At 63.9% G+C, this 10,699-nt stretch carries 14 protein-coding genes; 11 read left to right on the top strand and 3 right to left on the bottom strand.

Annotation, left to right across the window (positions count from 1 at the left end; translation table 11 throughout):
• The first annotated feature begins 134 nt into the window (after positions 1-134).
• The 11 genes from GBJ34_RS07740 (at position 135) to GBJ34_RS07690 (ending at position 7,773) form a co-directional block, all read left to right on the top strand.
• Entirely contained in the window at positions 135-1,007 is an 873-nt protein-coding gene (locus GBJ34_RS07740; protein WP_151718685.1) for a hypothetical protein, read from the top strand.
• A gap of 4 nt (positions 1,008-1,011) precedes the next feature.
• The gene (locus GBJ34_RS07735; protein WP_151718684.1) at positions 1,012-1,248 is read left to right on the top strand and encodes a hypothetical protein; all 237 of its coding nucleotides are present in this window, start codon (positions 1,012-1,014) and stop codon (positions 1,246-1,248) included.
• Positions 1,248-1,742, top strand: a complete 495-nt coding sequence (locus GBJ34_RS07730; protein ID WP_151718683.1) for a hypothetical protein — start codon at positions 1,248-1,250, stop codon at positions 1,740-1,742. The genes GBJ34_RS07735 and GBJ34_RS07730 overlap by 1 nt, the downstream gene beginning before the upstream one ends.
• Positions 1,743-1,749: 7 nt before the next feature.
• Positions 1,750-2,190 (top strand): phage upper tail fiber protein, encoded by a 441-nt coding sequence (locus GBJ34_RS07725; protein ID WP_151718682.1) that lies wholly within the window; start codon positions 1,750-1,752, stop codon positions 2,188-2,190.
• A gap of 2 nt (positions 2,191-2,192) precedes the next feature.
• The gene (locus GBJ34_RS07720; RefSeq protein WP_151718681.1) at positions 2,193-3,581 is read left to right on the top strand and encodes a LamG domain-containing protein; all 1,389 of its coding nucleotides are present in this window, start codon (positions 2,193-2,195) and stop codon (positions 3,579-3,581) included.
• Complete coding sequence (locus tag GBJ34_RS07715; protein ID WP_151718680.1) at positions 3,578-3,967, top strand: hypothetical protein; 390 nt, start codon at positions 3,578-3,580, stop codon at positions 3,965-3,967. Before GBJ34_RS07720 ends, GBJ34_RS07715 begins: the two co-directional genes overlap by 4 nt.
• 179 nt (positions 3,968-4,146) lie before the next feature.
• Positions 4,147-4,698 (top strand): hypothetical protein, encoded by a 552-nt coding sequence (locus GBJ34_RS07710; RefSeq protein ID WP_151718679.1) that lies wholly within the window; start codon positions 4,147-4,149, stop codon positions 4,696-4,698.
• Positions 4,699-4,957: 259 nt separating this feature from the next.
• Positions 4,958-5,761, top strand: coding sequence for an AbiJ-NTD4 domain-containing protein (locus GBJ34_RS07705; protein WP_151718678.1), 804 nt, complete (start codon positions 4,958-4,960; stop codon positions 5,759-5,761).
• 286 nt (positions 5,762-6,047) lie between these two features.
• The gene (locus GBJ34_RS07700) at positions 6,048-6,551 is read left to right on the top strand and encodes a type III secretion system chaperone family protein (RefSeq protein WP_151718677.1); all 504 of its coding nucleotides are present in this window, start codon (positions 6,048-6,050) and stop codon (positions 6,549-6,551) included.
• Positions 6,552-6,631: 80 nt separating this feature from the next.
• Positions 6,632-7,441 (top strand): pyrroline-5-carboxylate reductase, encoded by an 810-nt coding sequence (gene proC / locus GBJ34_RS07695; RefSeq protein WP_151718676.1) that lies wholly within the window; start codon positions 6,632-6,634, stop codon positions 7,439-7,441.
• A complete protein-coding gene (locus GBJ34_RS07690; RefSeq protein ID WP_151718675.1) occupies positions 7,438-7,773 on the top strand; it encodes a tRNA-binding protein in 336 nt (111 codons plus the stop codon). Before proC ends, GBJ34_RS07690 begins: the two co-directional genes overlap by 4 nt.
• A gap of 271 nt (positions 7,774-8,044) precedes the next feature.
• Here GBJ34_RS07690 and GBJ34_RS07685 read toward each other — a convergent pair whose 3' ends face one another.
• The 3 genes from GBJ34_RS07685 to GBJ34_RS07680 are packed head-to-tail and all read right to left on the bottom strand — an operon-like array spanning position 8,045 to position 10,699.
• Positions 8,045-9,529, bottom strand: a complete 1,485-nt coding sequence (locus GBJ34_RS07685; protein ID WP_192931137.1) for a S8 family serine peptidase — start codon at positions 9,527-9,529, stop codon at positions 8,045-8,047.
• Positions 9,530-9,545: 16 nt separating this feature from the next.
• Positions 9,546-10,145, bottom strand: coding sequence for a hypothetical protein (locus GBJ34_RS20505; RefSeq protein WP_192931136.1), 600 nt, complete (start codon positions 10,143-10,145; stop codon positions 9,546-9,548).
• Positions 10,142-10,699 carry an RNA polymerase sigma factor gene (locus GBJ34_RS07680; protein WP_151718673.1) on the bottom strand — a complete coding sequence of 186 codons (558 nt, stop codon included), beginning with the start codon at positions 10,697-10,699 and terminating at the stop codon, positions 10,142-10,144. Before GBJ34_RS07680 ends, GBJ34_RS20505 begins: the two co-directional genes overlap by 4 nt.

Genomic DNA, 10,699 nt, shown 5'->3' with positions numbered 1-10,699 from the left:
TCAATGCACTCGGCACTGCCGAGATCGAACGCGTGGCCTGAACCCAACGGGGAAAGGGGCGCGTCTAGCCGCAGCCGGACTTCTGCAACAATGCCCCTCCGATCACGACAGGCGAAAGCCTTGCGCGGTATTTCATGGGCGCTGGCAACCGCTTGCCTGTCCGGCCTGGCGAGGAATATTTCCTGGCCGCCGATTTCCGCGCCTCGGGCACGACGCCCTCGTTCCGCACCCGCATCGTGGTCTGGATGTATGATCGCGCAGGCACCTATCTCGGGGCGGCGGTGGGGGGCATCGCCATCCTGACCAATACGGTCTACACCCAGCAGTCGCTGACCTGGACGGTCCCGGCAGGCGTCGCCTATTGCGAAGTCGGTTTCGGGCGCAGCGGTGATGCGGGTGCCTCTGGCACGGGCTATATCGAAAATCCTTCGATGCGCCGCCGCAATGATGGCGACCTGATCGTCGACGGCGGATTGAAAGCCCGTCACATGGCGTCCGAGCTGGTCATCACCCAGGGTCTGCAGGTCGGCGCAGCGATCATCAACACCGCCCATATCGTCGATTTGTCTATGACGACCGCCAAGATCGGTGCGCAGGCGGTCAGCGCCGATTGGAACACCTATACCGCAGGGTGGGTCAGCTTCCTCGGATCCTCGGGCGGTAGCCTGGCGTTGCTCACCATAAATGACAGCACGGTCAACGGCTGCCCCGCCTGGTTCACGTTTAGCGCTCAGGTCGGCCTGCGCCGCACCACTGCCGGTCTGGCGTCAGGCACCGTCACCTTCTTTCTCGGCAGCACGCAGGTCGCAGAGTTTTATGTCCAGGCCAATGTCGCTGCCGGTGTCGAGGTGCAGATCCCGATTTCCGTCACCCGCCGCGTGATGCTCCCCGCCAGTGGCCCCCACGACATCAGCGTTACCGCGACCTCCGACGAGGTCACCGTGGGGGGCGGCAACCAGTTCCGCCTCCGCTATCGCCGTCTCGAAGTCAACGTCTTCAAAAGGTGATCTCATGATCCGCACTTTGCCCTTTCTCGCCCTCGCCGTGCTGCTTGCCGCCTGCGGTTCCGCCCGGATCGCTGGCCCAGCCACAGCCCCCGGCCGCGATTATCGCCCCGCCTCGATCTCCGTCAGGATCGAGCCGCCGCGCGCATTGGTCACACCCGAAAGTGGTGGCCCCGCGCGCGGCGATCAGACTGGCAGCTATCTGTGGACCGGCGACCGCTGGACCCGCTGGGAGGATCTGTGATGCGCGACCACGCAACCGATACCCCGACGGATCCTGGCGCCTCGGCCGAGGCAGTCAGCGGCGAGGTTCTGCCCCCCGATCCGCCCGCGCCCCCGCGCCGGGTGCCGTTCGTCGTCTATCAGCCCGAGACCGGCCAGATCCTGCGCGCGGGCACCTGTTCGGAAACCGACATCGACCTGCAACCCAATCTCGGCGAGGCGGTGCTGGAAGGCGAGGCCAGCGACGACACCCATTACACCCTGGATGACCAGATCACCGAACTGCCGCCGTCACCGGGCGATTGGGCAGAGTTTGATTTCGCGGCCCGCGCTTGGGTCGACCCGCGCAGCCCGGCCGAGGTCGAGGCAGAGGCCCGCGCCCCCGCCATCGCGCAAGCCCGCGCCTATCTCACTGAGACCGACTGGTATGTGACCCGTCAGGCCGAGACCGGCACCCCGATCCCTGATGATATTGCCGCCGCACGGGCCAAAGCCCGCGCCGTGGCCAGCAGCTGAGGCCCCCATGCGTGAAACGGAACTCGACCCGACCGCAGGGGCGTCAATCACCGCCCCGATCGCGCTGATCCGCGATGAGCGCCGCCGCATCAAAGTGACGGGCATGGATACCTCACCCCTGATCCTGACCATCGCCGCCGATCCCGCCGCCGCGCCGATCATTGAGATCCCCGGCACCGGCAGTTTTGACCTGCACCCGGCCGCGATCCAGATCCTCACCGAAGGGGCAAGATACGATTACAATATCTGGACCCGCGACAGCAGCAGCGATCTGGTCCAGATCGCCTCTGGCGAGCTGACCATCGGCCCCTCTATCGCGCCGGTCGGTGTCGATCAGGCTACCACCTGGCTCAACAGCGGCGCGCCGGTCATGACCATGACGCGGGCCGCCTACAATGCCCTGGTGACCAAGGTGCCGGGCGCTATCTATGTCGTGACGGAGGCCTGAGGATGGCGATTGGCATCCACTTGGGCGCAACGCCCGTCTCGGCCATCTACCGCGATGCGGAGCCGCTATGGCTCTGGCCTGCCGAGCTTGCGGTCCTGTCGGCCGACCGTGGCCTGCTGATTGACGCATCCCGCCTCGATCTCATGGATCAGGTCGCCGCAGGCGGCAATCCGGTCACCGGCCCCGGCCAGCCGGTCGGGCGCATCAAGCGCGTGGCGGGCAGTGTGGACGCCTCGCAGACCCTCTCAGCCGCGCGGCCGACCCTTGGACGGCACCCCAAAAGCGGGCGGCGCAATATGGCCAATGGAGCGCAGGCAGTCGGGGATCCGGCCTATTGGCTCAATACCGCGCCGACCTATAACGGGCTGACTTATGCCAAGGTCGGCTCCGGCTATGAGGGCGGCGTGCCCTATGCTGATATCCGCGTCACCGGCACCGCGACCGGCGTTTTCACGCTGCTCAGCTATGACACGACCAGATCGGACACGCTGGCCAAGGTTGGGGATGTCTTCACGGCCTCGGCGTTGGTCCGCCTGATTTCCGGCACGCTGCCTGCCGGGCGCGGCATTCGCCTGCAGATCATGGAGATGGACGCGGCCAAAACCTATCTGGTGGATAGCGCATCGCCAAACGTCGCGGCCTCCGTCGATACGCCGATCTCCCTGACACGGACGGTGAACAACGCCTCGGCTGCCTATGTCCGCTGCCGGGTGCAGATCATCGTCCAGGTCGGCGATGTCGTGGATGTCACCTACCGGGTAAAGGCTCTCCAATTTGAGCCGGGCACGATCATGACCGCCCTCCAGCACAATCGCGGGCCGCATGACGTGACCGAGATAGGCCAGCCTGACCTTTGGTATCTCGGCATGGATGGGATTGATGACTGTCTTTCGACCCCGGCGATCAACTGGGGCACGGACGAGGTGACGGTAATTGTAGCGGCCAGCCTTGCAGCGGGTGCCGCCAATGCCATCCTGCTGGAAACTTCGGCCAGTTCCGGCAGCAATGCCGGGGCGATGGCGCTGATCTGGCCGCAGGCCAATGGCAATACCGTAGGCCTGTGGCGCGCCAAGGGTAGCGGCACCAGCGTCGACCAGCTGTTTGGCACCCTCGGATCAGAGGTGCCCCGCATCTTGTCCTGTCAGGCCGATCTCTCGGAGCCGATGTCGCGCGCCAAGGGTAATGGCAATGCTTGGACCAGTTCGGTCACGTCCTCGGGCGCGATCAACTTTGGCAACTGGCCGCTGTTCATCGGGATGCGCAATGGCACATCACAGCCCTTTGCCGGGCGGATTTACGGGCTGCTGGTGATCAACCGCATCCTCAACCCCACCGAACTGGCCATGGCGGAACGCTGGATGGCCACCAAATGCGGAGTGACCCTGCCATGAGCCTGCGCGCAACGATTGCCTGCCCCGAGGCGCTGATTGCAGATGCCAACCAGCTGGCCTCCTGCCTCGGCCTCGGCCCCGACGACGCCCAGACCTACGGCGCGCCGGTCTGGCGGGATGCAGCCGGCAACCGCTATGCCGTGGCCTCGGCACAGGTGAGCTGGAATTTCCCGACAATCGCCGCATCGCCCCTGACCGAACCGCCATGGGGCGCCGATATGGACGCCGCCGCCCGCGCGCAGGCCGTGATCCGTATCGGGGATCCCGAAGCCCCGGAAACCTGCCGTGCAAGCCCGGCCGCGCTGGTGGCGATCCTTGGCGATGACGCATGGGCCGCGATTGCGCTGCTGGATGTGGTGCGGGAGGTGGAGGCTTCATTTGAGTAAGCGAAGCATCTACCGCTCACCTCAAGATATGTGATACTACATCGGATAGCAGACACGGACCAATCTCGAATAAGTATGGCCTGTCATGCTTTGAGACCAGATCGAAGAAGATCGGTCGTCGCCAGGCAAAAAATACATCATTGCCCGCTACAGCAAGCTAACTCAGAAGGTGATACGATATGAACGTTTCTCCAACTATGAGCTACTCAAAGACAGTGTATGCAGCTGATATCCCTTACGACGTCTCAGTGACGGGTGGCAAAGAGCTCCTTGAAGATGAAGTTGCTGCGGTAGCAACCCTCATACTCGCGGGTGGTGCTGTGAAGGGCACCACCAAAGAAATCCAAGAGCGTGTTAAGAATGCGCATTTATTCGCTATCGCACGTCACGGAGCAGAGATCGTCGGCGTAGCAGCGCTGAAAGACCCAGAGCCCGGATATCGGAAAACACTACAATTCAAGACGGGCATAGATCTTCCACCCGAAACGTATCCGGCTGAACTGGGCTATGTTTCCATATCTGAGGCCTGCCGTGGAGGTCGATTGTCGTCAGGGTTGATGGCGAAGCTAATGTCACTGCCCGCTGGCCAAGATGGCGTTTTCGCCACCACAAAACGTGACGGTTTCTACAAACATGCGCTGCCTAAGCTGGGCTTTGAGTCTCGGGGCTCATACCAGAACGACAAGGGCGAAACCGTCCACCTGCTCACGAAACCAGCTGTTCAAAAATAGGCCCCTTCCTAGCGAGCCAGTCTAAAGGCCAGCTAGAGCGCCATGAACCGCTAAGCGGCGTATGCGGGCACCTTGCCCGCATACGCCTCTCACCCTGACGAGGCGTCATGGTGTAGGGCGTACGGCGTAGGGAAAATCTTCACGACAAAGCTGATGCGCTGTTCCGACATAGATGAGACACAACAATATAATGTTGACTGATGATCTGGCCGTTAGATACGGGCCGTGATCTTGTCGCCAAATCTGATATGTCTGACGAATGAACACTCCAGAATCCTCATTCTCTGATCGCTTCGGCTACCGTGCACCCGAATCCGAAATCACGGTTCGGGAAGACGCGCCGCCGCCGATCCGCGACGGCATTATGATGGCAGGGTACGGCGCTGATCTGGGCCCAAACCGGATGCGTGACATTCTTTGTCAGGTTCTGCTGCGGCGACCAGATCCGAGTAACTGGTCGGACAGCAATGTTGAGCGCGAGGTAGCGATACTAATCGATGAGGCACCTTGGTATCGAGTGTACGACTTTGCCGAGCACCTCTATGGCGAAATCGGCACGCGCAAATACACGAGCCAAGCCAGATTCGAAATGCAACTGAACCAGCTCTTCCGTGAGCACGGGGTCGGCTGGGAGATGAAGCAGGGGTGCTTGGTGGCGCGCGGGTCCGAGGCATTCGCGTTAGCAACCGGTCATGCGACTCAAGTGATGCAGCAGCACGGTGCGCCAACAGCCGCGACCGAGATCCATGAGGCACTAAAGGACATTTCTCGCCGCCCCATTGCAGACGTGACGGGCGCGATTCAGCATGCAATGGCAGCGCTGGAATGCGTTATGCGCGAGGTTAGCGGGACGAATGAGACGCTTGGGCAAGCAGTCAAGCGCCTTAACCTGCCCCCGCCACTCGACCAGGCTGTTACTAAGCTCTGGGGCTTCTCATCGGAGCAGGGGCGTCACATCCTTGAAGGAGGGGCACCACGATTCGAAGAAGCCGAGTTGGTAGTGACGACAGCCAGTGCGCTAAGTGTCTATCTCCTACGCCAGCGAGACGCACTAAACGAATGATTCAGGGCGCCTTCACGGCCCCCTTTCCCCGGCTACAAGACGCACTCCGGGGCAAAACTGCTCTGCTGCAGTTTTCGGTGTAAAACTCTGCAGTTTTCGCCGTCGCGCTACAACCGGCCTGCAAAGGCCAGTTATCAACAGAAGATTTGCCCAGAAATCGCTTTACAGGCTTCCCCATTCGGCACCATATCTAGTAATGGGTCATCCGGGCCTCCGCTGTAGCTTGCCCGTCCCCCAGCTTCTTGTGGATAATTCTCGCAAGGCTGCCGTATGATGAGGCCACGCTATGTCGCTTGCTGAAGATTTCTTCATCGAAGACGATCTCCACCCCATCGATCTGGTGGAAACGCTGGCGGCTGACCAACAATGGGAATTCAACCGCGTCACCGACAACCAGATCGCCATGGCGGTCGAAGGCCTGTGGCGCAGCTATGCGCTGACGCTGGCCTGGTCGCCGCAGGACGAGACGCTGCGCCTGATCTGCACCTTCGAGATGGAGCCGCCGGAGCATCGCCTGGTCGACCTCTATGACGTGCTGAACCGCTGCAACGACCAGGTCTGGTCGGGTGCCTTCACCTTCTGGACCGAGCAAAAGCTGATGGTCTGGCGCTATGGCCTGCCGCTGGCAGGTGGCGCGATTGCAGGACCAGAGCAGCTCAATCACATGATTTCCGAGGCGGTCAGCAATTGCGAACGCTTCTACCCGGCCTTCCAACTGGTCTGCTGGGGCGACCGCACCCCCATTGATGCGATGGGTGTCGCCATGGCCGAGGCCTGGGGCCGCGCCTGACGACCAGCCGCTTTGGCGCAGAACAGCCATTGCCCCCCCTCGCCCACCTGCCTAATCTGCGCCCAAATCAGGAGGCGTCGATGCTGGATCGGGTGAAGAAACAGGGGCTTGTGCTGCTCGGCTGCGGCAAGATGGGGTCCGCCCTACTGGAAGGCTGGCTGAAAGAGGGCGTGCCGCCAAGCGCCGTCTGGGTGCTGGAACCGCGTCCAAGCGACTGGTTGCAGGGCAGCGGCGTCCATCTCAACACCGATCTGCCCGCAGCGCCCGCCATCGTGCTGCTGGCGGTGAAGCCGCAGATGATGGGCGCGGCGCTGCCGCAGGTCACGGCTTTGGGCGGCAAGCAAACGCTGTTCCTGTCGATTGCCGCCGGCACCACGATCGCTAGTTTTGAAGACAGCTTTGGGGCGGCGACCCCGATTATCCGCGCCATGCCAAATACCCCGGCCGCCGTCGGCCGTGGCATCACCGCGATCATCGGCAATGCCCGCGCCAGTGCCGCCGATCTCGATCTGGCCGAGGCGCTGCTGTCGGCGGTGGGACAGGTCGTGCGGCTGGCATCCGAGGATCAGATCGATGCGGTCACCGCCGTCTCTGGCTCTGGTCCCGCCTATGTCTTCCATCTGATCGAGGCGTTGGCCAAAGCGGGCGAGGCCGAAGGGCTGCCGGCGGATATGGCCATGCAACTGGCGCGCGCCACCATCTGCGGCGCGGGCGAGCTCGCCTTCCAATCGCCGGAGACGGCCGAACAGCTGCGCATCAATGTCACCTCGCCCGGCGGCACCACCGCCGCGGGGCTGGCCGTGCTGATGGAGCCGGAAACCGGCTTCCCGGAGCTGATGCGCCGCGCGGTGCAAGCCGCCGCCGCGCGCGGGCGGGAGCTGGGCAAATGACCATCACCTATGATGACTTCGCCAAGGTGGATATCCGCGTCGGCCGCATCACCAAGGTCGAACCCTTCCCCGAGGCGCGCAAACCCGCCTTCAAGCTCTGGGTCGATTTCGGACCTGAAATCGGCGAGAAACGTTCTTCCGCCCAGATCACCGCGCATTATGCACCCGATACGTTGATCGGGCGGCAGGTGCTGGCGGTGGTGAACTTCCCGCCGCGCCAGATCGGCCCGGTCAAATCCGAGGTGCTGGTGCTCGGCCTACCCGATGCGGCGGGCGAGGTGGTATTGATCGGCCCCGGTCACGAAGTGCCGCTGGGCGGCAAACTGTTCTGACGCAAAAGGGGGGCCATGGCCCCCCGCATCCTCAAACCGCGCCCCTTCAAACCGCGCCCCTTGCAAACCGGCCAGCATCAGACCGGCACCCTATTCAAGCCGGACAGGCCGCTTCCGCCTCACCCGGTTCCCGCACACCCCCCGCACGAACAATGGCTTGCCAGCCGCTTCAAGGGCTTGCGTCGTGCCCAACCGGCCAAACCCTCGTGCATTGCTGCTTGCCCAAATACTCAAAAAACAACGCCAGAGCCAGAACCGCCTCCGGCCGTGTTCAGCACCCGTTCGGCACCCGGATCAGACCCCAGCCGAATTGCGGATCCCGGCCCGGTGCCCCCAGATCCTCGGCCGCGCCGCGCAGGCCTGCAATGACCGCCTCACGCCCGCTGACACCGCGTGACATCATCTGCGCCACGACGGCCGTGGCAATCCCCGAGGCATAGGAGGTTCCGGAGCGATGCGCGGTGCCGCGCGCGCTTGGCACGATCATGTCGACGCCGGGGGCTGCGAAATCCACCCCGTCGCCGAAATTGGCCTTGCGATACAGCCGGCGCGCCGCGTCCACCGCCGTGATGCCGATCACCCGCGGATCCGAGGCCGGATAGGCCACGCCCTCGCGCCCGCCATTACCGGCGGCTGCCAGCATGACGATGCCACGCGCATCGGCCAGCCGGATGATCTCGGCCAGCGTGTCATTCTGCGGGCCAGACAGCGACATGTTGATCAGCTCGACCCGGCTTTCGATCAGCCAATCCAGCGCCTCGGCGATGTTTTCCAGCCGCGCCACCTCGCGCCCGCCGGTGCGGGCAAAGGCCACGACCGAGAAGATCTGTGCGCCGGGGGCCACGCCCGCAGGCACCGCCCCGCTACCGGGTGAGGCGATCAGCGCCGCGATGCCGGTCGCATGATCGGGCGATCCCTGATGGTCGCCCGTGCCCAGAACAGACGTTGCGCGCAGCGGCACCCCCGCCAGTGCGGGCACCGCCGCATCGACCGGCCCGTCGATCAATCCGATCCGCACCTGACGGCCCAGCTTGCAGGTGCGTGCCGGATCCAGCCCGATCAGCCCCGGCGCGTAGGAGACAGCGCCGCCTGCGGCGGCGCGATAGACGGTATGCTTGTCGGCCTTGGCCGCGACCCCGCGCCGGGCCAGGGCCCCGCGCAGCTGGTTCAGCGTCATGGTGCCGCGCAGATCGACCGCCATCATGCGGATGCCAAGCCCGCCAAGATCCTTGCGGCGCAGCACTTCTGCCCCGGATTCCACCAAAAGCGCCTCGGCCTGCCCCATGGCGGCGGCGCGTCCCGCCAACAGATATTCCGGCGCGCCACTTGGCGCTGCCACATCATTGGCGGTGGCACGTTCCAGCGGGCGGCGGCTGCGGCGCGACAGCGCCTCCGGCCCCGAAGGATTGGCCGGGCTGCCCGCACAGCTGCGGCCATTGGCCAGAATGATATCGCGCCCGCCGCCCGAAGGCACATGGCGCAGCCAGAACAGCGCATCGCCCGGCAGGCCGCGCATCGGCAACCGCACCCGCAACCGGCTGCTGGAGACAGAAAGCGGCTTCACCGGGATACTGATCCCGTCAAAGTCAATGGAAAGGTTCAAATCGTTGCGATCCACCAGCCCCTGCATGGCAAGGCGCTGCATGGAGACATCGATGATCTGGCCCGGACGGAAGCATTCGCGCGCAGCTACCGGCAGGGCACAGCCGAGGGCCAGCGCAAGCACCAGCCCTGCGCGCAAAAGGGTGCGTCTCATCCCGGGCAAGGCGACCTCATTCCGTATCATCCACCGACAGGACCAGATGATCGGCTGCCCGCAGGGTTTCTGCAAGGGCCAAGCTGTCGCTGCCCGGCGGTGGTGCCAGGCGGTAAAGGCCAAGCGCACCCGGACCATCGACGATGATCAGATCATGCTCCTGCAACAGCGCGGCCACATCGGCAAGCCGTGCCTCGGGGCGGAAACTCACGGTCAGGACCGGCAGGTCACCATCACCCGAAGCCTGAACATAAAGCGGCTCCTCTGCCGGGCCGCGCAGCGCCATCGCGGTCACAAAGGCCGAGACCAGCGCGGCAGCGGATGCTGCAATCGCCCCGGTCCAGAGCCCGCGACGCGACCTCACCTGCAGCGGCGCATCCTCGGCGGCGACCGCGCGCATCAGCCGGGCCAGCCCAAACTCGCCGGGCGATTGCGGCATCGGCAGCGCCTGCATTTCGGACCGCAGCTTGGCGCTGAACGCCGCGCTGTCCCGCAGAGCGTTATCCTGTGACAGCCATTGGGCCAGCGCCGCATCCTCATCCCTGGAAAGCGTGCCATTAGCTTGAAAGGCCAGAAGCTCTTCGGCGCCTGCGCGATCAAGATCAAGCGTGCTCATGCCGCGCCCCCTTGCAGGCCAAAGCGGCCCAGACAATGTTGCAGCAATTTCTTCGCATGGAAGACCCGGGTTTTCACCGTGCCCTCGGGCACGCCGGTCACCTCGGAGATCTCGCGATAGCCCATATCCTCGTAGAAGGCGAGTTCGATGGCGGTGCGGTGCTCCATCTTCAGCGTCGACAGGCAATGCCGCACCTGATCGCGGGTCTCGGCCACGGCCAGACATTCCAGCGCACCGGGGCTGTCATCCTCGGTCTCGGGGACCTCATCGGTCACATGCAGTCTTGCATTCGCCCTGAACACATCGATCACCTTGCGATAGGCAATGCCGAAGATCCAGGTTCGGACGGAAGAACGTCCCTCAAACCGGCCTGCACTGCGCCACACTTCCAGAAACACATCATGGACTATGTCGGCGCTCTGCATGGGATCGTTCAATTTTCCTTGCACAAAGCGGTAAAGCGGCTGCTCCAATACCCGGTAGAGCGCGGCCAGCGCCTGCCGGTCTCCTGCAGCCACGCGGGCCAGAAGTTCCTCAGGGGAAAGGGCGCTCAT

Source organism: Gemmobacter serpentinus (genome assembly GCF_008973825.1).
Classification (GTDB): domain Bacteria; phylum Pseudomonadota; class Alphaproteobacteria; order Rhodobacterales; family Rhodobacteraceae; genus Gemmobacter; species Gemmobacter serpentinus.
This window is presented reverse-complemented; position numbering and strand designations above follow the sequence as displayed.

Coding starts and splice junctions, on each gene's coding strand:
- GBJ34_RS07685 (WP_192931137.1), bottom strand. CDS start 9,529: ATGAGACGCACCCTTTTGCGCGCAGGGCTGGTGCTTGCGCTGGCCCTC.
- GBJ34_RS07725 (WP_151718682.1), top strand. CDS start 1,750: ATGCGTGAAACGGAACTCGACCCGACCGCAGGGGCGTCAATCACCGCC.
- proC (WP_151718676.1), top strand. CDS start 6,632: ATGCTGGATCGGGTGAAGAAACAGGGGCTTGTGCTGCTCGGCTGCGGC.
- GBJ34_RS07715 (WP_151718680.1), top strand. CDS start 3,578: ATGAGCCTGCGCGCAACGATTGCCTGCCCCGAGGCGCTGATTGCAGAT.
- GBJ34_RS20505 (WP_192931136.1), bottom strand. CDS start 10,145: ATGAGCACGCTTGATCTTGATCGCGCAGGCGCCGAAGAGCTTCTGGCC.
- GBJ34_RS07690 (WP_151718675.1), top strand. CDS start 7,438: ATGACCATCACCTATGATGACTTCGCCAAGGTGGATATCCGCGTCGGC.
- GBJ34_RS07680 (WP_151718673.1), bottom strand. CDS start 10,699: ATGAGCGCCCTTTCCCCTGAGGAACTTCTGGCCCGCGTGGCTGCAGGA.
- GBJ34_RS07710 (WP_151718679.1), top strand. CDS start 4,147: ATGAACGTTTCTCCAACTATGAGCTACTCAAAGACAGTGTATGCAGCT.
- GBJ34_RS07740 (WP_151718685.1), top strand. CDS start 135: ATGGGCGCTGGCAACCGCTTGCCTGTCCGGCCTGGCGAGGAATATTTC.
- GBJ34_RS07700 (WP_151718677.1), top strand. CDS start 6,048: ATGTCGCTTGCTGAAGATTTCTTCATCGAAGACGATCTCCACCCCATC.
- GBJ34_RS07720 (WP_151718681.1), top strand. CDS start 2,193: ATGGCGATTGGCATCCACTTGGGCGCAACGCCCGTCTCGGCCATCTAC.
- GBJ34_RS07705 (WP_151718678.1), top strand. CDS start 4,958: ATGAACACTCCAGAATCCTCATTCTCTGATCGCTTCGGCTACCGTGCA.
- GBJ34_RS07730 (WP_151718683.1), top strand. CDS start 1,248: ATGCGCGACCACGCAACCGATACCCCGACGGATCCTGGCGCCTCGGCC.
- GBJ34_RS07735 (WP_151718684.1), top strand. CDS start 1,012: ATGATCCGCACTTTGCCCTTTCTCGCCCTCGCCGTGCTGCTTGCCGCC.